Annotated in this window: 21 protein-coding genes and 1 pseudogene; 3 read left to right on the forward strand and 19 right to left on the reverse strand. The window is 27.9% G+C overall.

The features are described 5' to 3' along the window. Positions 1-223: 223 nt before the first annotated feature. The 11 genes from KQI30_RS14245 to rapZ all read right to left on the reverse strand — a co-directional run bounded on the left by KQI30_RS14245 (position 224) and on the right by rapZ (position 9,030). Entirely contained in the window at positions 224-664 is a 441-nt protein-coding gene (locus tag KQI30_RS14245; RefSeq protein WP_216464018.1) for a hypothetical protein, read from the reverse strand. A 347-nt stretch (positions 665-1,011) separates the two neighbouring features. Next, entirely contained in the window at positions 1,012-1,473 is a 462-nt protein-coding gene (locus KQI30_RS14250; RefSeq protein WP_216464019.1) for a hypothetical protein, read from the reverse strand. Between the two features lie 170 nt (positions 1,474-1,643). Continuing rightward, on the reverse strand, positions 1,644-2,474 hold the full coding sequence (locus KQI30_RS14255) for a hypothetical protein (RefSeq protein WP_216464020.1): 831 nt from the start codon (positions 2,472-2,474) through the stop codon (positions 1,644-1,646). A 133-nt stretch (positions 2,475-2,607) separates the two neighbouring features. Further along, positions 2,608-3,009, reverse strand: coding sequence for a DUF5071 domain-containing protein (locus KQI30_RS14260; RefSeq protein ID WP_216464021.1), 402 nt, complete (start codon positions 3,007-3,009; stop codon positions 2,608-2,610). 37 nt (positions 3,010-3,046) lie between these two features. Beyond that, the gene (locus KQI30_RS14265) at positions 3,047-3,505 is read right to left on the reverse strand and encodes a hypothetical protein (protein ID WP_216464022.1); all 459 of its coding nucleotides are present in this window, start codon (positions 3,503-3,505) and stop codon (positions 3,047-3,049) included. 106 nt (positions 3,506-3,611) lie between these two features. Further along, positions 3,612-4,052, reverse strand: coding sequence for a hypothetical protein (locus KQI30_RS14270; RefSeq protein ID WP_216464023.1), 441 nt, complete (start codon positions 4,050-4,052; stop codon positions 3,612-3,614). A 5-nt stretch (positions 4,053-4,057) separates the two neighbouring features. Continuing rightward, a complete protein-coding gene (locus tag KQI30_RS14275) occupies positions 4,058-5,080 on the reverse strand; it encodes an RHS repeat-associated core domain-containing protein (protein ID WP_216464024.1) in 1,023 nt (340 codons plus the stop codon). 125 nt (positions 5,081-5,205) lie between these two features. Beyond that, positions 5,206-5,646: a hypothetical protein gene (locus KQI30_RS14280; RefSeq protein ID WP_216464025.1), complete on the reverse strand. Its 441-nt coding sequence runs from the start codon at positions 5,644-5,646 to the stop codon at positions 5,206-5,208. Positions 5,647-5,840: 194 nt separating this feature from the next. Further along, on the reverse strand, positions 5,841-6,794 hold the full coding sequence (gene whiA, locus KQI30_RS14285; RefSeq protein ID WP_216464026.1) for a DNA-binding protein WhiA: 954 nt from the start codon (positions 6,792-6,794) through the stop codon (positions 5,841-5,843). 5 nt (positions 6,795-6,799) lie between these two features. Continuing rightward, positions 6,800-8,146, reverse strand: coding sequence for a gluconeogenesis factor YvcK family protein (locus KQI30_RS14290; protein WP_216464027.1), 1,347 nt, complete (start codon positions 8,144-8,146; stop codon positions 6,800-6,802). Further along, positions 8,143-9,030, reverse strand: coding sequence for an RNase adapter RapZ (gene rapZ, locus KQI30_RS14295; protein WP_216464028.1), 888 nt, complete (start codon positions 9,028-9,030; stop codon positions 8,143-8,145). The genes KQI30_RS14290 and rapZ overlap by 4 nt, the downstream gene beginning before the upstream one ends. A gap of 118 nt (positions 9,031-9,148) precedes the next feature. Between rapZ and KQI30_RS14300 the strand changes: the two genes are divergently transcribed. After that, positions 9,149-10,021 carry a 50S ribosomal protein L11 methyltransferase gene (locus KQI30_RS14300; protein WP_216464029.1) on the forward strand — a complete coding sequence of 291 codons (873 nt, stop codon included), beginning with the start codon at positions 9,149-9,151 and terminating at the stop codon, positions 10,019-10,021. 157 nt (positions 10,022-10,178) lie between these two features. Here KQI30_RS14300 and KQI30_RS14305 read toward each other — a convergent pair whose 3' ends face one another. Then, positions 10,179-11,717 (reverse strand): glycosyltransferase family 4 protein, encoded by a 1,539-nt coding sequence (locus tag KQI30_RS14305; protein WP_216464030.1) that lies wholly within the window; start codon positions 11,715-11,717, stop codon positions 10,179-10,181. Between the two features lie 163 nt (positions 11,718-11,880). Between KQI30_RS14305 and KQI30_RS14310 the strand changes: the two genes are divergently transcribed. After that, a complete protein-coding gene (locus KQI30_RS14310; protein WP_216464031.1) occupies positions 11,881-13,782 on the forward strand; it encodes an NAD(+) synthase in 1,902 nt (633 codons plus the stop codon). 214 nt (positions 13,783-13,996) lie between these two features. Here the strand turns inward: KQI30_RS14310 and KQI30_RS14315 are convergent, their stop codons facing one another. The 7 genes and pseudogenes from KQI30_RS14315 to KQI30_RS17695 form a co-directional block, all read right to left on the reverse strand. Next, the gene (locus KQI30_RS14315; RefSeq protein WP_216464032.1) at positions 13,997-15,340 is read right to left on the reverse strand and encodes a CCA tRNA nucleotidyltransferase; all 1,344 of its coding nucleotides are present in this window, start codon (positions 15,338-15,340) and stop codon (positions 13,997-13,999) included. Positions 15,341-15,352: 12 nt separating this feature from the next. Continuing rightward, positions 15,353-15,901 carry a sigma-70 family RNA polymerase sigma factor gene (locus KQI30_RS14320; RefSeq protein ID WP_216464033.1) on the reverse strand — a complete coding sequence of 183 codons (549 nt, stop codon included), beginning with the start codon at positions 15,899-15,901 and terminating at the stop codon, positions 15,353-15,355. Positions 15,902-16,046: 145 nt separating this feature from the next. After that, positions 16,047-16,691: a hypothetical protein gene (locus tag KQI30_RS14325; protein ID WP_216464034.1), complete on the reverse strand. Its 645-nt coding sequence runs from the start codon at positions 16,689-16,691 to the stop codon at positions 16,047-16,049. 129 nt (positions 16,692-16,820) lie between these two features. Beyond that, complete coding sequence (locus tag KQI30_RS14330; protein ID WP_216464035.1) at positions 16,821-18,107, reverse strand: O-antigen ligase family protein; 1,287 nt, start codon at positions 18,105-18,107, stop codon at positions 16,821-16,823. Positions 18,108-18,322: 215 nt separating this feature from the next. Beyond that, entirely contained in the window at positions 18,323-19,486 is a 1,164-nt protein-coding gene (locus tag KQI30_RS14335; RefSeq protein WP_216464036.1) for a transglutaminase domain-containing protein, read from the reverse strand. Between the two features lie 70 nt (positions 19,487-19,556). Next, on the reverse strand, positions 19,557-20,834 hold the full coding sequence (locus KQI30_RS14340; RefSeq protein ID WP_216464037.1) for an O-antigen ligase family protein: 1,278 nt from the start codon (positions 20,832-20,834) through the stop codon (positions 19,557-19,559). Between the two features lie 391 nt (positions 20,835-21,225). Further along, positions 21,226-21,419 (reverse strand): annotated as a pseudogene (locus KQI30_RS17695) (1-deoxy-D-xylulose-5-phosphate synthase); the annotation flags it as partial. A gap of 179 nt (positions 21,420-21,598) precedes the next feature. Here KQI30_RS17695 and KQI30_RS14345 point away from each other — a divergent pair. Continuing rightward, complete coding sequence (locus tag KQI30_RS14345) at positions 21,599-22,255, forward strand: phosphatase PAP2 family protein (RefSeq protein WP_216464038.1); 657 nt, start codon at positions 21,599-21,601, stop codon at positions 22,253-22,255. Positions 22,256-22,554: the final 299 nt, after the last annotated feature.

Here is a 22,554-nt window from a genome sequence, read left to right on the forward strand (position 1 = left end):
CAATCTAAAAGTCAAAATCAAGAAATAAATAAATCCCGATAGGGCTTTAAATCGCCCTACCGGGATATTTTAATATATTTTTTTAATTGATAAAAGGTACCAAAACTTTGACGCTTACAGTTAAACCAACCTTAAACCTTACTAAATTAATAGTAAGGTTTAATTGTTAAATCTATATAAAGCTTATGTTATATTAATGTTAACACTGTCTATTAAATGACTGTCATTGTTTACTTTTATCATCATCTACTCGATAAAATCTTATCTTTTGACCAATTTTAAAATATGTAGTTTCTTCAACAGTCACTGTAAATTTATCTTTTCTTTTAAAGTTTCCTCTCCAAGTTTCATATCTCTCCTCAGGATACAACCCCTCTCTACCTTTTGCTTCAATTGCATAAATATGAATTCTCTCTCCTCGTATTTCACCTGAAAATATAAATGGAATTTCTGTATCTTTAATATTCATAGACCCAGTAGCATATAGATTTTCATCAACATAAAACTTAATACTACCATCTTCTGAAATCCATTCCGTACCTGGCTGCTCAGAAGGTCGTTTTCCTTCATATCTATATATGTACATACCATATAACACTACGCCAAAAAGACAAATCAATAAAAAAATAGCAACCCACACAATTATCTTCTCAAATAACCTCATAATTTTCACCCCCATTATATAGTTATTAATTATGCTGCTATATCATCTTGATATGATTTCGCTACCCATGCTAACATATTTTTTCTCCTTACTTAAAAAATACATTTTTATTCTTACTATTAAAAACAAAAGCCAGAAAACTATTTGCTTTCTGACTTTCTCTTAATGAGTTTAACTTTAATTTATTAATACTAAGTATATTCTATATTTAGAGCACTAATCCTACCATATTATCACATAAATTTAAATTTTTAAAATCACTTCTATTTATATTGCAACCTTTTGAAAACTGATATAAATTATATAACTATTGCTCTTATTAGTCATATACAAAAAAATTAATAAAATTATTCTATGTAACTAAAAAACATACCAACTAACACAATTAATATGAAAAACATACAACCACATATTAAAAAATAGGCTAACTTTTTATCTTTCCCACTGCATAATTTAGACTTTTTAATTAAAAGGAATACAAGTACAATAAAAAATTGAAGTACCGATAACACTGTATATAAAGGTAATTCCGTCCCTTGTAAACTATAGTGATATTTTTCTATTTCACTAAATATAAATCCAACCATAGCTATACTTATAGATATAAAAATTACACTTATGTTTCTACTATTTTCATTCCTTCCTTTAATAAATGTATAATATATAAAACCACATATAAAACTAATCAATAATGCTATTGACCCTAATAATATTATTAACTCATTTTGTTTTCTAAGTAATAATCCAATTATAGATCCTAATACTGAAAAAATTAAAATATTCTTATTACTTTTTTTCTTATTGTTCATACTATCATTTCCTTTTTTCTATTAATGTACTTTACAGTATTATTATGACAATAAATTATCTGGTTGTCATATTAATCTACACGTATTTATAATCCTTACCCACGAACCATTATAATATCTACTTTGTAAATAATATAATGCAGTAATTTCTTATATTATTATCCTTTTAACTACCATGCATATGTATAATCATCTATTATATATTTCTCTATATCTTTCCATTCAGAAGAAGGATAACTTACCTCCTGTGTTATGATATATTCATTATTTATAGAAGGATATTCTTTATAGTTACCAATATACTTTAAATCTTTAGGTATTATTCTTTTTGAGGTATTTAAAAGCTTTAATCCATAATTGAATAGTTTCTCGCCATTATAAATACTCTCTCCCTCAAAACTCATTTTAATATACTGCAAATTATAAAATTCCTCCTCTGTAGGAAGATGTTCATCATCAGTAACTTTTACTTTAACAATGGGTACAATATGACCTGGCCACCATTTACTTTCTCTTATCTTTTGAAAAAGAATATATCTCCCATAAAAACCCCTTTCTTTTGCATACTCACCATTCATTTTATAGGCATATACATCACCTATTTTCCATTGACACTTGTATAATCTATACTGAGATACCTTCTTCTCTTCTGGCATTGGAGATTCCAACTTATGCTTTAATTGTTCCAATACTTCTTTTCTTACTTTTACCTCCTTAGCTGTTCCTTCTTCCCATCTTCTAATGTCACTACCATCTTCTATCCACTTAATTGCATTTTCCTTTACCTCTGGTAATAATCTGCCATAATCCCATTGTATATCTGCTAATGCAAACCAGAAAATTGGACCATCATCTATATCCTCAATTTCTCCACTATATTCTTCTATTAATTCTTCTGTTATCTCTTTTGTTGTTTTTCCTCTTCTTAATCTATCTTTGTATGTATCTCTAACATCTTGTGCTATATCATCTTGATATAACTTTGGTCCCCATGCACCCATCTTTTTTCTCTCCTTATTAACGATATATATCTTCTTATTTTCACTAAAAACCAAAAGTCAGAAAACTATTTGCTTTCTGACTTTCTCTTGATGAATTTAATTTTAAAATATTAATACTAAGTATATTCTATATTTATCGTACTACTCCTACCATCTTATCGTATAAATTTAATTTTTTGAAATCATTTCTATTTATATTGCAATCTTTTGAAAACTGATATAAATTATATAACCATTCCTCATCATTCTTGTTAAGACATATTGACACTATATTTTCATAATCATTTATTAAGTTTATCTTATTAATAGAAACTAATTCTTCATAAATAATACTACTGCCTGGCCAATTCATATCTTGTAAGCACCAAAACATCTTATCAATAACCTTCTTATACTCTTTATATCCTTTTTTCACCAAAACAATTGCTGCATTTTCCCAAACATCTTTATTGTATCCTGGCTGAATAAGCAACTCTAACTTATAATCATTTCTTTCAACAAGCCTATCTTTTGTGTTTCTGTATCTAGATTCCAATCAAGTTTCTTAATTAACTCGCTAATACGTTCCATATTTACTTACCCACCTTATATTCCCATGATATTTCTTTCAATGTTATTGTATATTCGTGAAGACTTTCCTCTGCATTATCTCGTGAGTTTACCCACTCTTGCATAGCAAAACAATTAACAGGTCTAACACTAACATGATTAATCCTATCTTTTACTGCCATTAATTTTCCTGTTGAATTTATACTTTCAGTTGTTGTTACAACAGCTTTTCCCTTGAGTGGTAGCCTTGTAGAAAAAGACACCCCTGTTAACTTATCCTTTTCCTTAGGTGTTAAATTTTTGTTTGTATAACTTCCATATCTATATATAATAGTTCCCTTTTTCTTATCATTCTTAGATTTTTCTGCTTCTTTAGTAACAACCTTATTTACAGCTTTATGTCTTTGAATATAATTTATTTTATTTCCAATTAATCCGCCGACCAACGTTGCACCTAATGTTAAAATTACAGCGCCTAGCACTTTCCCAGTTGCCGGTAAAATCTGTTTATTGTTATTCCATTTACTGACTTTTCTATTCTTATTCCACAGTCATTGTATTTATAACCTATTCCTTTTATTTTACTACTTACTTAGATGAATCTTCTTCATCATCTACTCTATAAAATGTTATCTTTTGCCCTACTTCAAAATAAGTAGTTTTTTCAACAGTTACTGTGAATTTATCTTCCCATATAAAATCACCTATCCATTTTTCATATGTTTCTTCTGGATATAAACCCAATCTATCTTTTGCTTCAATTGAATCAATCCACATCATTTTTCCAGATCCAGGTTCGAGTATAAATGGAATTTCTGTACCATTAATATTCATAGACCCAGTAGCCTGTTGATTCTCATCAACATGAATCTTAATACTACCATCTTCTGAAACCCATTCTGTACCTGGTTGATCACAAGGACGATTTCCTTTATACCAATTTATACACACACCATATAAAACTACTGCTATAATGAAAATTATAAAAAATGTAGCACAGCAACACATTAATTTATAAACTTTCTTCATAAATTTTACCTCCCTAAATAATACCCACAAATATAATTACTTGCATACTCTGATGGATCCCTATAACTAACATTACCCATCCCACCTAAATTATATGTAAAATATGAAATTCCATTATACTCAACAGCAACTGTGTGCAATGAGCTCATACAAGGCGTACCATTCCAATAAGATATAATATATGTTCCTGGTTCTGTCATTTCATTTAAACCTACTCTTGAGTAACTTATTCCACTATTACTCAATACCCTACCAATAGAATTCGGATTAGATCCAAGTCTCCCAAACCCAATCATTGCATTCGACATTTGAAATTCCAGCATTGTTGACGATAAATTTGAATCTATTCCTTTTAATACTTTTGCATTATGAACAGCTATTGTCTCACATGCATTATTCGATGATGAATAGAGTCCATATCTAAAATTTGCAACAATTCCGCTCGTATCATTTTGATCATTTATCAATCTATTTTGGGTCGTTGTTTTCTTATTTCTATCAACTTTTGCATTATTAATATAATTCATTGCTGCGATAGGATTAGTTCTTGTAAAAACTGAAATCACAACAACCTTTGCTACATATTTTACTGCTTTCTTTACTGAACTTACTACTTTATTTACTGCCTTCTTCACTGCCTTTGCTGCTTTCTTTAACCACTTTGGCCAATACCCACTTCCATCACTCATATTTACAGGATTATTTTTGCAATATGCAAACATGTTAAATGACAATAAATCACCTGGTTGTCCTATTAATGCATCAGCATTTATAAACCTTCCCCACAAACCATTATAATATCTACTTTGAAGATAATATAATCCAGTTTCTTCATCATATCTATATCCTCTATATCTATATGGGTTCTTTACTCCTACACTATCCTTTAAACTTCCACTTATTGATACTATATTTCCCCATGTATCATAACTATAACTTACTATTACTTTTCCTTCACTATCATGTAGTCCTATTACATCATTTTGTACATTTCTGATATAGAAGTACTCTTTTCCATTTAGATTCATAGATATTAGTCGCCGGAACCAGCATATGTATAGTATATCTTATCTTTTTATTTATCGTTACATCCACTGGCTCATCTTCAGTAACTTGGTAAACTTAATACAAATCTTACTACGTATTTTATTGCTTACTTCGATGAATCTTCTTCATCATCAACTCTATAAAATGTTATCTTTTGCCCTACTTCAAAATAAGTAGTTTTCTCAACAGTGACTGTAAACTTATCTTTTCGATTAAAACTTCCCATCCATGTTTCATATTTATCTTCAGGATATAACCCATCTCTATTTCTTGCATCAATTGAATAAATATAAATTACCTCCCCTTGACCATCTACAAATAAAAATGGAATTTCTACTCCATCAATAGTCATTGAACCAGTAGTCTCTTGATTTTCATCAGTATTTAAAATAATACTACCATCTTCTGAAACCCATTCTGTACCTGGTTGATCACAAGGACGATTTCCTTTATATCTATATATGTACATACCATATAACGCTAAAGCAATAAATAATACTACAACTGTAATAAGATAACCTTTAGCTATCTTTACAAGTATCTTCATACTTCTCACCTTCCTAAGTAATATCCGCATCGACATCATTTACCTTCATTATACATAAATACGTATTACGATTTTGTAAAATCACGTAAATTATTTTAGCTAATTTTATTACAAATTTCCCTTTAAAACTGCTTCTATTGTTGATTTATGTCTACATACATAAAAAAGCTCCACCTTTATCGGTGAAGCTTTTCTTAATATTGTTCATTTCTTATCTCAGAAGCAATTTTTTCAATTCTTCTTAACCTATGATTAACTCCTGATTTTCCCACTGGCGGATTTAACATTTCTCCTAAATCTTTTAATGACTCATCAGGATAAGATAATCTAAGTTCTGCAATATCTCTTAAATTTTTAGGTAATCTATTTAATCCAATTGTACTTGAAATAAGTTTTATACTTTCTATTTGTCTTACTGCTGCATTAACAGTCTTTGATAAATTAGCTGTTTCACAGTTAACTAAGCGATTTACATTATTTCTCATTTCCTTCATTATTCTTATATTTTCAAAGAATAATAATGATGAATGAGCACCTACAATATTTAATAAATCTACTATTTGTTCCCCTTCTTTTATATAGATAATATAACTTGATTTTCTTTGAATAACTTTAGAATTTATACCATATTTATTTATCAATGCTGATAATTCTTTTGCATAATCAACATTATGTGTGACAAATTCTAAATGATATGTTTTTTCTGGATTTGATATACTTCCGCCACCTAAAAATGCTCCTTTTATATATGCTCTTTTTATATTATCATCTTTCAGTACAAATTCCGGTATACTATAATTTAAAGTAATTATACCGTCACACTCTATCATTACCCCTACTTCTAAAAGTAAATCCTTTGCCCCCATCTTTTCATCAATTACTACCATATATATATTATTTTTCTTTAGTGAATTACTCTTCTTAACCATTAATTTAGAGTGAATTCCAAAACTTTCTTTTAATAACTTAAATAAAAGTCTTGCTATGGCAGGATTTTCTGTAGATACTCTAAAAGAGAATGACTTATTAGCACCAAGCATAAGAGTCCCACTAACTTTCATTATTGCTGATATAATAGCTAATGCCTCTTCTCTAGGATACTCTGCTACTCTACATATCTCACTTTTTACCTTTGCTGAAAATGACATTTAAATTACTGCTCCTTTTTATTTTTATTCTCTTTCAAACGCTCAGATAAGTAAAAATATTCTACTATCTTTCTTCTATCGTAAAATAATTTCTTATCCATTATAATTTCTATAATAACTGATGCCAATACATCTGAATTATGTCTTACAAAACCATTTTGGTTTATGGCAAGCAAATTTGCCTTTACTACTTCAACATCTAATTCTTTTATTTTGTCCTCATCTATTTCTACTGGTATAGAATTTTCATCTAGGTACTTTTTCTTAAACTCTTCGCTGATTTTCTCATCATTAACAATAACATAATCAACTATATTGCTACCTATATGATTATTAATCACTTCTAAGTGATCTGAAACCTTAAATCCATCAGTTTCACCAGGTTGTGTCATAATATTAGAAACATAAGTTATCAGTGCTGGTGTTTTGTTTAATGCTTCCTTTACTTCCTTTACTAAAAGATTTGGAAGAACAGATGTGTATAAGCTTCCTGGTCCCAGTATTATAGCATCTGCATTCATTATAGCTTCTAATGCTTCATCTAAAGCTTTTGCATCTTTAGGTTCTATCTCTAATTTATCTATAGGAGACTTTCTTTTAGATGCTTCCACTGGTATATTAGACTCTCCACGCACTACTGTACCATCTTTAAGTGTAGCTTTTAGCTTCATATTATCTAAAGTAACAGGTATAACCTTTCCTGTTACAGCTAGAACATCACTCATATTCTTTACTGCTTCCTCAAAGTTAGTTGATATTCCATCCATTGCTGCTAAAAAAAGATTCCCAAAACTTTGATTTTTTAATCTTCCATCAGGAAACCTATATTGTAATAATTCTTCCATCAACGGCTCTGTATCTGAAAGTGCTAATATACAATTTCGTATATCACCTGGTGGAAGTATTCCAAGATCCTCTCTTAAATCTCCAGATCCGCCTCCATCATCAGCAACAGTTACAATAGCCGTTATATTACTAGTATATTGCTTAAGACCCCTAAGCATAGTTGAAAGACCAGTACCACCACCGATAACCACTATCTTAGGGCCCTTTACTAATAATCTTTTTTCATATATAAGATTCTCTAATCTGCGAGAATTTATATGCACATTAAGATATCCTTTGTTTATAAGTACTATCATAGATCTCATTAGATTTATTGTTGCTATATATATTATAAATACTCCAGTGGCAATTATAAATAAATAAAATAATGTATATTTTAATTCATATTCTCTAGATTTAACTAATATTTCAGCTAAAGCAAATGTTATAAATAGCATTCCCATAACTGCTAACATTATAAATCTCTTCACTTTAATACCAGGCCTTAACCAATCTAATATCCTCATAGTTTCTTTTCACCTTTTCTATTAATATCTTCATTAATATCTCTATGATAAATATTTACTATATGCCCATTATTAGATAATCTCTTATATAATTCTTCTGCTATTGCTACTGATCTATGTCTTCCACCAGTACATCCTATTGATACAATAAGTTGTTTTTTACCCTCTTTTAAGTAGTTAGGAATTAAAAACTCTAATAAGTCTTCATATTTATCTACAAAATCTGTTGTTTGTTTAAAACTAAAGACATAATCACTAACATCCTTATCTTTTCCTGACTTAGGTTTAAGATCTTTTATATAGAAAGGATTTGGTAAAAATCTAACATCCATAACTAAATCAGAATCTACTGGTATTCCATATTTAAATCCAAATGATAATATGCTTATAGATAGTCTGCTTTCAAGTTGTCCCTCTTCTGCATATATTTTTTCTATATTTTCTCTTAATTCTCTAGCAGAAAGATTTGTTGTATCTATTATATTATTAGAAATATCTCTAACAGCTTTTAATTTAGTTTTTTCTAATAAAATACCATCTAATACTCTTCCTTCTGGTGATAATGGATGTTTTCTTCTAGATTCTTTATATCTCTTAATTAAAACTTCATCAGAAGCTTCTAAATATAATATTTCATATCCATAATTTTGACTTTTAATATAGTTTAGACTTTCGAATAAGTCGTCAAAAAATAATCCACCTCTAATATCTATAACAAGTGCTATTTTTTCTATCTTAACATCTGATTGAAAACATGCTTCTGCAAACTTAGGTATTAATGTTGGAGGTAAGTTATCTACACAAAAATATCCTATGTCCTCTAAACTTCGTATAGCCTGTGTCTTCCCTGCTCCTGATAACCCTGTAACTATTACAAATCTCATCTAAAAACTTGCCCCCTTAACTTTCATTCTAATATATTATATCATAAATTTTAATTGTTTCTTTATTATTAAAGGCCAAATTGTTATTATTATATTGAAGAATTACAAGGAGGATATTATGAAAAAAATATTTTTAGAAGTAGAAAATAAAAATTTGGATAATATAATTGAGATTTTAAATATAAATGATATTTTTAATATTTATTATGATCAACCTTTTGAAGTTACTACAACAGAATATGGGTATGGGTATGTAGAAGATGAAAATTCTATTTTTAATCTAAATATTATTATTGAAAATGATGAAGATTTAGATAATACAACAAAGCTATTATCTGAAATATTACCAGAATATACTTTATCAATAGAAGATGTGGATACTAGTAGTTTTGATAATACCTTTGAGCCATTAGATTTAAATAATGGGTATATAATTTGCTCTCCAGATGATGATATCAATGATGAAACACTTGAAAAAATATATTTTATACCACAAGGTGCCTTTGGAACAGGTCTTCATGAAACCACTCAAGATTGCTTAAGATATATTCTTAAAAGTGATTTAAAAAATAAATCTGTACTGGATATTGGCACTGGTTCAGGAATACTTTCTCTGGCTGCTGCAAAAAAAGATGCTTCTAAAATTGTAGCTTTAGACATAAGAGATGTATCAGCAGAAATAGAATATAACGCTTCTCTAAATTCTATAGATAACATCGAAGTAGCTGTTGGCAATGCTCTTGACGGCGAAGTAAGTTTTGAAGAAAAATTTGATTTTGTTATTATTAACATCGGTGGCGAAGAAACACTTATGTTTAAAGATTTTATATATAATACTTTAAAAGATAATGGTACTTTACTAATCTCAGGTCTTGTTACTTGGAGCTACGAAGATGTCCTAAAAGGACTACCTGATCTTAATTTAACTATTATAGATAAATCTATATCTAATGAATGGGTTACAGTTTTATGTAAAAAAAATCAAAACTAAACTTAGTACACTTTTAATATCTAATATAAAGTAAGGAGGCATCGCATTAACAAATGAAAAGTTATTAACGATACCTCCTTTTATTATAGTACAAGGTAGGACACAGCCTTCGTCAGTGCACAGTTACTGTGAACCACCAATTGAAAATTAGCCTTAATTATTCAATTTTTATTTCTTCCTTTGAACTTTCCTTCTTATCTGATGCTTCTTCTACCTTTTTTTCTTTTGCTGTTGTAGTTTTTTTTGCAGTTGTTTTTCTCGGCTTTCTACCCCTTGTTGTAGCACTTTTAGCTACTGTCTTTGTTGTTTTCTTTTCTTCTGGTTCTATAACCTTAGATTCTTTTTTTAATGATTTAGTCTCTTTTAAAGGCTCTTCTTTTGGTACGTCAATTTTAGCTTCCTTCTCCTCTATTTTTTCAACCTTTTTTATAACATTAACCTCTGTACTATCTAGAATAACATTTTTAGACTCTATTTCATCTTTAACTACTTCTACTACCTTTTCTCTACTCCAATTAGTACCCTTTACTTCTTCTAATATATCTTTATATCTTGATTCTATTTCTTTAGCTACTGACTTCCAACTATATTTAGACTTTAACATTTCCTTTGCATTTTCAACCAGAATTGGTCTTAATAAGCTATCATCAATAGCAATATTAATATTATCCTTTAAGCTTTCTGGATTTCCCTTTAGCATTTTTAATCCATTAACTTTATGTATAATAGGATCTACAACTTTCTCTGTATCAGCTACTACAACTGGGCATCCAGCTAACATAGCATCGATAGTTTCTTTTCCAAAAGGCTTATGTGTCCCAGGAAATACTGTTACATCGGCAATATTATATAATCTTTCTTTATCTTCATCACTTAATTCCCCTGTAAATAAAACTTTATTTTCTATATTATTTCTTCTGCATATAGATTTTAATTCTTCACTTCCATCTCCAGTTCCAACTACGACAAACTTAACATCCCATCTTTCATTTAACATCATTCTAGCTGCTTCTATAAGTAGTGGAATCCCTTTATCATAATTAAGATTTCCTACAAAAAGAACTATTTTTTCATCTTCCCTAGCAAATCTATTTTTAAAAGTCTTTTTATCAAATACATTAACACTAGAATTAATATCTATTCCCTTAGGAATAACTGTTACTTTTCCCATTGGTAATGAAAATAACCTTTGTATTTCTTCTTCCATATAATTATCACAAGCTACTATTTTTGTAGATTCATATGTTAATAACCATTCTACAGAAGCTATATATCTTTGAGTTGCATTCTTTATTCCATTACTTCTTCCTACTTCTGTACCATGGATTGTAGAGATAAGCGGTATATTATGACTCCACTTTAATACTTTTGCTGCATATGCAGTATTCCAATCATGACAATGAATTATATCAAAATTTCCTTCTCTATTTATAAGTCTTGTTCCTTCTTCAATCATAGAAAAATTTAAGTGCATTATCCATTTAGTAAAATCTTCAGTAGCTATATCACAAGGAGTTACTCTATGTACCTTTACCCCTTCAATCTCTTCATATACTGGCACTACTCCCTCTTCTAAAGTAATAACATCTACTTCGTGACCTAATGAAACAAGTTCTCTTGATAAATTATATACGTAATCTGCCACCTCTCCCTTAGCTTTTGGTGGGTACTCCCAAGATAACATCAATATTTTCATTTTTTCTCCCCCTTATTGCTATTGTAAAAAATTGGTAATTCCCCTTTCTATTATTATAATATAAATATTTATAAAAAAAAACCTCATAGCCAATTATATTTATCCTTAATAATATGTTATAGTTTATATAATTAGATAAATACTAAATATAAGGAGTGATAAAATGAATTTTGTAAAAGTGGCAGCTGCTTCACCTAAAGTAACTGTAGCTGATGTTGAATATAATTATAATCAAATAGTTGAATTAATTGATAAAGCTGTAGACGAAGATGTTAAGTTTATTATTTTCCCTGAACTTTCCCTTACTTCTTATACTTGTGCAGACTTATTTCTTAATTTTTCTCTTATAAAAACTAGTGAAATATACTTAGATAAATTATGTACATATTCTAAAAATAAAGATATTGTTATAGTGGTTGGTGCCCCTATATTAGTTAAAGATAAACTATACAATTGTGGTATTAGTATTTTTGATGGTAAAATTCTTGGAATTGTCCCAAAAAGTTTTCTTCCTAACTACTCAGAATTTTATGAAAAAAGATGGTTTGCTGAAGGAATAGATATTAAAGACTCTTATATAGATCTTTCTTTCCAAAAGAATATACCTTTTGGTGTGGACTTAATTTTCAAAAATAATAATATTAATTTCTTTATAGAAATTTGTGAAGATCTTTGGGTTGCAATACCACCTAGTTCTTATGCTGCTATAGCCGGTGCAAATATTATAGGAAATTTATCAGCATCAAATGAAATTGTAGGAAAGGCTTCTTATAGAAAAGATCTTATAAAAAATCAAAGTGCAAGAACTTTAAGTTCTTATATCTATTCATCTGCCGGTGTTTATGAATCTACTACAGACTTACTTTTCAGTGGTGACTTACTTATTGCTGAAAATGGTGGAATCTTAGCTTCAGGTGAAAGATTTTCAAGAGAAAATCAACTTATAACTACTTGTATAGATATAGATAAACTTACTTTTGAAAGAATGAAAAATTCGTCTTTTACAAATACATTGAAAAATGTACCTAAATTTAGAGAAATCGAAATTGGTTTTAAATCAACTAACTTCAAAACATTTAATAGATTTGTGGATAAACATCCATTTGTACCAAGCGATCCTAAACAAATTGAAGAACGTTGTGAAGAAATCTTTACTATTCAATCTTCTGCATTAGCAAAAAGATTCCAACATACAGGAGCAAAGAAAGCTGTCATCGGAATCTCTGGTGGCTTAGATTCTACCTTAGCATTACTAGTAGTTATAAGAACTTTCGATATGCTTGGAATGGATAGAAAAAATATCGTTACAATTACAATGCCAGGTTTCGGAACTACTGATAGAACTTATAATAACGCCGTAGATCTTTGTAAGTTGCTTCATTGTGATTTTAGAGAAGTAAATATCGTTGAAGCTTCTCTACAACATTTTAAGGATATTGGTCATGATAAAGATATTCATGATGTTACTTATGAAAATGTTCAAGCAAGAGAAAGAACTCAAATTCTAATGGATGTTGCCAATAAAGAAGGTGGATTACTTATTGGAACTGGAGACCTTTCAGAATTAGCTCTTGGTTGGTGTACATATAACGGTGACCATATGTCTATGTATGGTGTTAATGGATCAATTCCAAAAACATTAGTAAAATATCTAGTTAGATATGTAGCCACTCATAAAATGGATGAAAAAGCTAAAGCAGTGCTATTAGATATATTGGATACTCCTATCTCTCCAGAATTATTACCAAAAGGTAAAGATGGCGATATAGTTCAAAAAACTGAAGATGTCGTAGGTCCTTATGAATTACATGACTTCTTCTTATATCACTTTATGAGAAGCGGCGCAGAAAAAGATAAAATTAGCTTCTTAGCTAAAGTAGCTTTTAAAAATGATTATGATGAAGAAACTATGGATAAATGGTTAGATAAATTTATAACTCGTTTCTTTACACAACAATTTAAACGTTCTGCATTACCAGATGGACCAAAAGTCGGTACAGTATCTCTATCTCCAAGAGGAGATCTTAGAATGCCATCCGATGCATCATATAATAGTTTTAGATAAAAATTTAAAAGGAACCATTGTATTAGCAATAGTTCCTTTTTCAATTCAATCAATTCACATTTCACAATTTCAGTGCACACAAGTATCTTAAGAAAATTAATCTATTCTATATCTCAAAATTAAACACTTAAAATTTTAGAAATTCCCAAAGGTAATTTCATCCATCACTATGTACTGTACACTGACAATTGTGTACTGATATATACCTGTGCCCTCATACCTGTGCACTGATTTGAACCCTTTTAATTAGTTTATCTCTATCATTCATTTCTGGATTTTCTATAACTTCTTCTAATAATTTATTTAATATCTCACCTATTTCCTTTCCTGGTTTTATTCCTAAATTTATTAAGTCTTTTCCGGAGATAGCTAAATCCTTCAATGAAAAACATTGATTCTTCTCAAGTATTTCTTGAAATTTCGTATCAACATTACTTATATTTTCTAGCTTTTTAGGCAAAAGGTCTGGATTTTGAGCTTTCACATCAGCTTTCCATACCTTTATAAGATCTTTAAAATTTTCTTCTCCTATTTTACTTAATAATCGTCTTATTGATTTTTTTGTAGATATTCTTTGATCATGATATTGTACTAATGTTAATACTTTATCTATAGTATTGTTATCATACTTCATTCTTTTTAATATAACTTCTGCCATATCTTTTGAAACTAATGGATGATTATGAAAATGATCTATCCCATTATCATCTGTGGTAATAGTTTTAGGTTTACCTATATCATGTAAAAACATCGTAAGTCTCAATATTAATTCCTTATCTATATTCTCCATAGATTTTATAATATGTTTTCCAACTGTATAAATATGATGAGGATTGTTTTGTTTAGTATTAATAGCTAACTTAAATTCCGGCATAAAATTTTCTAAAAGTCCATAATTATATAAATCATATATTGCCTTTGGATTATCTGATAAAATTATCTTATTAAATTCTTCTCTTATTCTTTCTATAGAAATATTTTTTATATTACCACTTAATTTTTCTATAGCTTCTATAGTGTCTTTCTCAATATCAAATGTTAATTGTGCAGAAAATCTAATAGCTCTAAGCATTCTTAATGCATCTTCATTAAACCTATCTATGGGATTCCCTACTGTTTTTATTATCTTATTTTTCAAATCATCGCTTCCATTAAAATAGTCCTTTAGCCCCTTTTTAGGATTATAAGCCATAGCATTTATAGTAAAATCTCTTCTAGCTAAATCTTCTTGTAGTTTTGATGTAAATATAACCTCTTCTGGTCTTCTACTATCTTTATATTCCCCATCTATTCTATATGTTGTTATTTCATAACTATCATTATCAATAATAACAGTAACGGTACCATGCTTTATTCCTGTAGGTACCACTGTAGCTCCAATTTCCTTAAATATTTCCATAACCTTCTCTGGTAATGCATCAGTAGTTATATCCCAATCATTAGGTGTTCTCCCTAAGATAGAATCTCTTACACAACCGCCTACAACATAAGCTTCAAACTTATTATTTTCCAAGATATTTATTATATCCATTACCGTACTTGGTATAATTATATCCATTTTATCACCTTCTTACTTATTTTCTAATTTTAATCTCAATTTTTTTAATGCTCTTTCTTTTCTTTTACATAATGCCAAATAAGATATTCCTAACTCCTTAGCTAATTGTTTCCCAGGAATCTTACTTATCTGAAGATTTATTATCAACTTTTTATCATCATCACTAAAATTATTAATGGCTTCAATAACTGATTTAACATCTTCTTTTAATATTATTTTTTCTTCAATATTTTCATTACCTTCTATTATATCAATTAATTCTATATTTTCATCATTACTTTTATTCAAAGAAGCTGTCCCATTATATTTAGCTCTATTTCGTATCATCATATAATAATTATTTACAATAGCTCTTGTGCCATAAGCAACAAAATTTCCTTTTGTCTCATCATATTTTTCTATAGCTTTTATAAGTGATATGTATCCTTCTTGAATCAAATCCTCCTTATCATAACCTTCTATATATATTTTATTACATTGCTTTATTATAAACTTTTTAAATGATTCTAAAATTTCTTCAACAGCTAATTTATCGCCATTTTTAGCCAATTTTATATTCATATCCATCACTCCTTTTTATGAATTTAGGATATAAAAAATAATCATCTTTTTGTATTTAAAAAAAATATGTCAATATAAAAATAATTTTTCTAAAACTAAAATTACTAAAAAAAGTTTGCGATTATATATAAAATCGCAAACTTTTTTAACATTTAAATAATTCTTTTATGTCATTACTATTTTTTATATTATTAGAATCCCACATATATAAATAATTCATTATCACTTTCTTTTTATATAATTCCTTTGTATCCAAATCTAAATTATATTTTTTATTATTTTCATAATCACTTCTATATTTTTCATTAATAAAATATACGGATAAAGAATATTCACCTAAACTCTCATCTAAAAACATATCTTTTATTACCTTATATATCTTTTTTGATTCCTTATCTTTATCAATATTATTTTTGCAAAATACATAATAAGTAAAGTTTATAGTTACATTATCAGGATATTCCTTAATAACAGATTGAATATCCATTTTATTTTTATACTGATCTGGTACAATATCAAAGTTAAAATAGAAATTAATCTCTTCCTTGTATATTTCCTTTAACTTTTTCTCTATATACTTTTTTCCTTCTTTGTTACATTTATATTTTAGATAATTATCTTTAAATGTTCCTATATCCTCTTCATTCCATTTAACAGTAAAACTACAATTTTCATTTTTATTTGGATGTGCTTTAGCTAAATGATATGTATTCTTTTCCCCATTATTATAAATTTTAGATTCTTCAACTACAAATTTTTCTTCATATTTATTTTCTAAATAATTCTTCATTGCTTCTTGGACAGGATTTAATTTTTCTTCTTTAGCATCATCACAACCTATAAAATTAATACTAAAAATTATTATGATAATTATAGATATAATTCTATAGATACATACTTTTTTTATATTAATTCCTCCCTAACTAATTCTTTCTTTACTCATAACTCCGAAAAATATCCACACTATTGATGCTACAGATATTATACTTATATTGAAAAAACTTTGTGTAATAAATGCTACAAATACTAAAAGTAAAACCTTATACTTATCGTCTTCTATATGCTTTAGCAAGTTTTTTAAAATCAGCATTAAAAATATCAAATATGTAATTAATGCAGGTATCCCCATCGTTGCTGCTATCTGCAAAAATTCATTATGAGCTTTATCCACTATAAAGCCTAATTTTTCATAATCATCACCACATATCTTTGGTAAAGCTTTGTCTAATGTATCAGGACCAGTTCCCAAAACAGGCTTTTCTTCTACAATTTTTATTACTAACTTCCATATTCCTATTCTACTTGATCCAGATTTTTCACTAAATGATGTAACATCTTTACCAAATAACCCTAATCTATTTACCACTGCCCCTTTAGATCTAATATTTATAAATCCAAATATCAATATGAATGCTAAAGCTATAATAGCTAATCTTCTAAAAAATTCTTTATCTCTTTTTTTAATTAATATAATTAAAAGTATAATACCAGCAAAAATAAAACCTATATATCCACTTCTAGTTAAAGTACAAAGCAAAGCTCCAAATATAAATAATGATGATATAAAACAATATTTATTCTTATAAAAAATATATCCTCCAATTGTCACCGGTAAAAATAAAGAAAAATACGTAGATACAAAATTTCTATTACCTATAGTAGTTAAATATTTAGGAAATAGAATCTCATCACTTAACCCCTCTTGTATCCCTTTTGTCAATGCTTTACCAAAATAGGCTTTCTGTCCCCATATTGGATCAAAGCCATTAAATTGTATTAATGCTAATAATGCTAATATCGTTACTAATGCAAGTGCCATAGTAAATGCTTTTTTATCTATAGAAAAGTAATTTTTTGCTGCAAAAAATAATATCACATAAACAGATATCATTATTAACCCTTCATATCTTCCGTTAGCCCCTATTATTGACCGTTTTATATCCATTGAAAATAACGTTGATATAAAAACTAACATTAAATATATTAGAGTTACCTTAGATATTAAATCTATTTTTATTTTTCTATCTTTTATCATTGCAATTAAAATAATAATTGCTATTACAAGTGAAAACATGCCCTTGCCAAATTCTGAACCTTTTCCTGTGACTTTTGTTACCATAAAAAAAGGTAAAATCCAGATTAATAGATATATAAGAATATTTATTAATTTTTCCTTTGTTACTTCTTCTTCCAGCCTAAATTTCATCCTAACTTTTCCTCTCTAAGAAAATTAAGTAATGCTTTATAATATTATATATTTTTTACCATAAAATATCAATATCCCATTTTTATAGTTCTTTTATTGCAATATATTCACTTTACCACTACTTTACTATAACAACTAATAATTTAAAAATACTATAATCCTCTCTAATATAAAAAGCTGCTACACTTACTGTAACAGCTCCATACAATTTTTTATTATTGAAATTCTTCTGGCATATAATAATCATCATCGATAGTTCTATTATTTACTTCAGCAGTTCCTTTAGACATTAGAAAATACTTATACTCTACTCCATAATCTTGATCTCCCCAAGTAGCATCTATATATTTTACTTCTCCATCTAATATCACCGAGTTCCAAGCATGTTCTTCTCCTTCAGCAGTTCCAAACACAACCCAGCATGGCAAATTAATTCTATCACAAATGGCTTTAAAGGCAGTAGCATAACCTGTACATACTGTTTTTCCTCTCACCAAAGCTCCATAGGTTTGTCTATAAAGATTCAAGTCTGATTCAAAATCCTCATTAACTATAACATCTGACATATCATCATCATAACTTATATTATTACAAATCACTTTATATATTTCTCTATACTTTTCTTTATCACTTTTTCCATAGATGTTTAATTTAGCAATAATGTTATCTAATGATTTTGTCACTTCTTCTTTACATTTAACTGCTGTATCATTATTTATATCTTCAACAACAACTTCTAAAATATACTCTCCACTATTAACATCTCCATATGTCAAATAACTTCTATCCATCGATGTTAATACTACATCTTCACAATCATTCCATGGTGCTGTTTCAAATAATACTTGTAAATCCTCAAAAGGCATAGCATTATCTTTAACATAAACTGTAAGAGTTTCTGCTCCTGTCTTCACCGTATCTATAATATACTTCATAGTATCTTTATCATTATTTACTACATATATATCATTAAACGGTACTCTATCATCTTTAAAATTAAATGTAGTTTCAATATATATTATATTATTTTTAACATAATAATTATATGTGCAATCCTCAAGATAATAATTTACCTTAGGATCTTTTTCTATAAAACTATTCCATGAATTTTTAAATTCTTCCTCTGTTATTCCTGGATTCTCAAAATATACTTTTTTATTTTTTTTAGTAGTTATAACATCATTTATAAAACTTTCTACTGCTTCCTCTGAATAAGATTTTTTATCTTCTACTACTGTCAAAAGTTCAGCTATATTGTCTTTATACTTATACAAAGTAAATATAGTTGCTCCAGCTATTACTATAAATATTATTGATACTATTATAAGAATCTTACTTAAAACGCTTCCCTTTTTACATTTTGAATTTATTTTCCCCATTGGTGCCCCCTTTATTTTATACCTAAATTATAATTTTTAGAATCACATGTAAATATTATACTATATTTACTTACATATTATAAATTATAATTTCATCTTTACTCATAATTCCAAATAAAATCCACATTATTGGCGCCACAGATATAACACTAATATTGAAAAAGCTCTGTATTATAAAACTTAAAAATACTAATAATAAAATTTTATATTTGTAATCATAAATATGCTTTAATATATTTATAATCACTAATATTAAAAAAACAATATATAAACATAATGATGGAATACCACTATTCAATGCTATTTGTAAAAATTCATTATGTGCTTTATCTACAGCAGCATTTATTATATTAGGATTTTTACTTTTTTCTTTTCTTAATGCTTCAAATACTGTATCTGGACCTGTCCCTAAAATAGGATGCTTTTTTATACATATAATAACACTCTTCCATATCTTAACTCTATTACTACCTGAATGCTCATTAAATTCTACAACTTCGTTTTTAAATTTATCACTTCTACTTGAAATAACACCATTTAAAGATATATTAATTACTAATAATATTGCCATAAAGATCATTATAATATTAAAAAATCGTTTTAAATATTCCTTTTTGCCTCCAATGAAAAATAGCATTACAATCATAAATAATATTACAGATAACCATCCACTTCTTGTTGTGGTACACATTAATGCTATGAAAATCACTATAGAATATACTAAATACTTTTTTTCTTTCAATTTTATATATAAAGATATTGAAATTGGCAAAAAAATCACTAAATATGTAGACATAAAATTTCTATGTCCTATAGTTCCCAAAAGTCTTTCTAATTTAGATGCTATAGCTACATCTCTATTGATCCCATACATTGTTGCTTGATTATAAATAGGATCATATATATATAATTGCATTATAACTAATAATGACATCAGAGTGACTAATATTAATGTAATATTAATAGTCTTCTTTGATATTATTATATGATTCTTTGAAGCAATAAAGAGAACTACATAACATAATATAGTTATCATACCTTCATTTCTTCCAAAAAAGCCTAATAATGCAACACTTTTATTAATTGAAAAAATAGTTGCTAATATTACTAATACACTATATATCAGTAATATTATTGTAATTAATGATTTTCTCTTTTTTATATCCTTAAGAGAAAATACTATTATAAATGATGTTATTACATATATCATTATACATTTATCATCATTAATACCTCCTAACTTATTTATAGATGTTATTAAAAATGGCATAATCCAAATCAACATATATAAAAAGAAGCTTATAATTTTATCTATATCTATTTCTTTATTCCAATTTATCTCTTTCAAAATATCACCCTTTTATCGTTATACTTAATAAAATCAATGATATCATGTTATAAATTATTTTTTTGTAATTTTATGTAATTTATTAATTGTAAATTTTTTAGAAACCCCTGATTTATGAAAAACAACACTTAAGCATAACAGTTTTATATATGCAATAAATATATCTATTAACACAATTGTAAAATGCGAATTTCCTAAACTGATTGAATTGTAATTTGCCATCGGCAGACTATAATATTTTCCCCATCGGGGAAAATTAACCGAAACTGTGCACTGAAATTTCCCTTACTTGCGCCTTGTGCCATAATAAAAAGAGGTATCACTAACAGCTTTTCATTTGTTAGCAACACCTCCTTGCACTATAATCATTTACTTAAAAATGATACTATACCTATAGTCCAATATCCTCTAAAATTTGTTCAGGAGTTAAATGATTTTCTTTCATTATATCTTCTACTACATAACGATCAATAAATTCTTTCTTAAAACCATAATTATAAACTTTAACATCTGTTGGTCCAAAATAACGAGCAATCTTCTCTCCAAAACCACCATCTAAGAGATACCACCTTCTAGTGTAATTACTTTTATTTGCTATAATAGATAATGAATCGAAATTCTTATTTTGTTTTGAAACATCAGTATTTATGCGGATGATACCATTCGTGTCATGAATGTGACATTGCGATTCTTTATATTTTTTACGTCTTTTGTTACTTTCAAATTAGCCTAATGGCAAAAAGAAAGTGAAAGGACATTGAAAAATGAAAAAGAATGGAAAAAGATTATTAATTTTAGGAATTATGTTGGTTGTAGCATTTGCTATTTGGACATTATTAATTCAGATAGTAGATGTGCAACCCATTGGACAAAATGAAACTGTTATAGGCTTTGCGACATTTAACCATTGGTTTCATAAACTAACAGGTGTTCATATGACAATCTATACCATCACTGACTGGCTAGGGCTTGTACCATTATGCATCTGTATGATATTCGGTGGAATTGGATTTATTCAATTAGTTAAGAGAAGAAATTTTTTCAAAGTGGATTATGATATTACTTTCCTAGGGATATATTATGTTATAGTAATATTAGGATATCTTGCCTTCGAAATGATTCCTATTAATTACAGGCCAATACTTATCGAAGGAATTATGGAAGCTTCATATCCATCATCAACAACACTTCTTGTATTAAGTGTTATTCCAACGCTTATTTATCAGGTTAATCGTAGATTAGAAAATGCTATAGCTAAAAAAGTTATAAGTATTCTTGCTATTTCATTTTCTGCATTTATGGTAATAGGAAGATTAGTTTCTGGTGTTCATTGGTTTACTGATATTGTGGGTTCTATTGTGCTTAGTGCAGGTTTATTTTGCATCTATAAAGCAGTTGTTTTGTTGTGTTACAAAGAATAAAACTAATTTAATTGGGAGGTTCTGTGTTGTGGAATTTCATGAAAAACTTCAGGAATTGAGAAAAAATAGAGGGCTTACACAGGAAGAATTTGATCTGACTCCTGTCAAGTAGACAATCAAAATAAATAAAAGATATATGATGATGCGACTACGTTGTTAGTCGCATTTATCATGATGCTATTTTTTTCTTTGCTTCTAATTCTGCTTTATAAGCAAGTATTCTCTTATTTTCTGGTATCGGATATTGAATAGGGGTTTCTGTCGCTAATGCAGCAGTTCTAACTTCCATAGGAGCTAAG

It is taken from the genome of Clostridium bornimense (genome assembly GCF_018917145.1).
In the GTDB taxonomy this organism is placed as follows: Bacteria; Bacillota; Clostridia; order Clostridiales; family Clostridiaceae; genus Clostridium_AN; species Clostridium_AN bornimense_A.

What these genes read in the sequence shown, in the direction of transcription:
- KQI30_RS14305 (WP_216464030.1), bottom strand. Translation starts at nt 11,717, where the DNA reads ATGAAAATATTGATGTTATCTTGGGAGTACCCACCAAAAGCTAAGGGA.
- whiA (WP_216464026.1), bottom strand. Translation starts at nt 6,794, where the DNA reads ATGTCATTTTCAGCAAAGGTAAAAAGTGAGATATGTAGAGTAGCAGAG.
- KQI30_RS14335 (WP_216464036.1), bottom strand. Translation starts at nt 19,486, where the DNA reads ATGGGGAAAATAAATTCAAAATGTAAAAAGGGAAGCGTTTTAAGTAAG.
- KQI30_RS14345 (WP_216464038.1), top strand. Translation starts at nt 21,599, where the DNA reads ATGAAAAAGAATGGAAAAAGATTATTAATTTTAGGAATTATGTTGGTT.
- KQI30_RS14255 (WP_216464020.1), bottom strand. Translation starts at nt 2,474, where the DNA reads ATGGGTGCATGGGGACCAAAGTTATATCAAGATGATATAGCACAAGAT.
- rapZ (WP_216464028.1), bottom strand. Translation starts at nt 9,030, where the DNA reads ATGAGATTTGTAATAGTTACAGGGTTATCAGGAGCAGGGAAGACACAG.
- KQI30_RS14250 (WP_216464019.1), bottom strand. Translation starts at nt 1,473, where the DNA reads ATGAACAATAAGAAAAAAAGTAATAAGAATATTTTAATTTTTTCAGTA.
- KQI30_RS14330 (WP_216464035.1), bottom strand. Translation starts at nt 18,107, where the DNA reads ATGAAATTTAGGCTGGAAGAAGAAGTAACAAAGGAAAAATTAATAAAT.
- KQI30_RS14325 (WP_216464034.1), bottom strand. Translation starts at nt 16,691, where the DNA reads ATGAAGAATTATTTAGAAAATAAATATGAAGAAAAATTTGTAGTTGAA.
- KQI30_RS14290 (WP_216464027.1), bottom strand. Translation starts at nt 8,146, where the DNA reads ATGAGGATATTAGATTGGTTAAGGCCTGGTATTAAAGTGAAGAGATTT.
- KQI30_RS14245 (WP_216464018.1), bottom strand. Translation starts at nt 664, where the DNA reads ATGAGGTTATTTGAGAAGATAATTGTGTGGGTTGCTATTTTTTTATTG.
- KQI30_RS14280 (WP_216464025.1), bottom strand. Translation starts at nt 5,646, where the DNA reads ATGAAGATACTTGTAAAGATAGCTAAAGGTTATCTTATTACAGTTGTA.
- KQI30_RS14315 (WP_216464032.1), bottom strand. Translation starts at nt 15,340, where the DNA reads ATGGATATAATTATACCAAGTACGGTAATGGATATAATAAATATCTTG.
- KQI30_RS14270 (WP_216464023.1), bottom strand. Translation starts at nt 4,052, where the DNA reads ATGAAGAAAGTTTATAAATTAATGTGTTGCTGTGCTACATTTTTTATA.
- KQI30_RS14275 (WP_216464024.1), bottom strand. Translation starts at nt 5,080, where the DNA reads ATGAATCTAAATGGAAAAGAGTACTTCTATATCAGAAATGTACAAAAT.
- KQI30_RS14300 (WP_216464029.1), top strand. Translation starts at nt 9,149, where the DNA reads ATGAAAAAAATATTTTTAGAAGTAGAAAATAAAAATTTGGATAATATA.
- KQI30_RS14320 (WP_216464033.1), bottom strand. Translation starts at nt 15,901, where the DNA reads ATGAATATAAAATTGGCTAAAAATGGCGATAAATTAGCTGTTGAAGAA.
- KQI30_RS14310 (WP_216464031.1), top strand. Translation starts at nt 11,881, where the DNA reads ATGAATTTTGTAAAAGTGGCAGCTGCTTCACCTAAAGTAACTGTAGCT.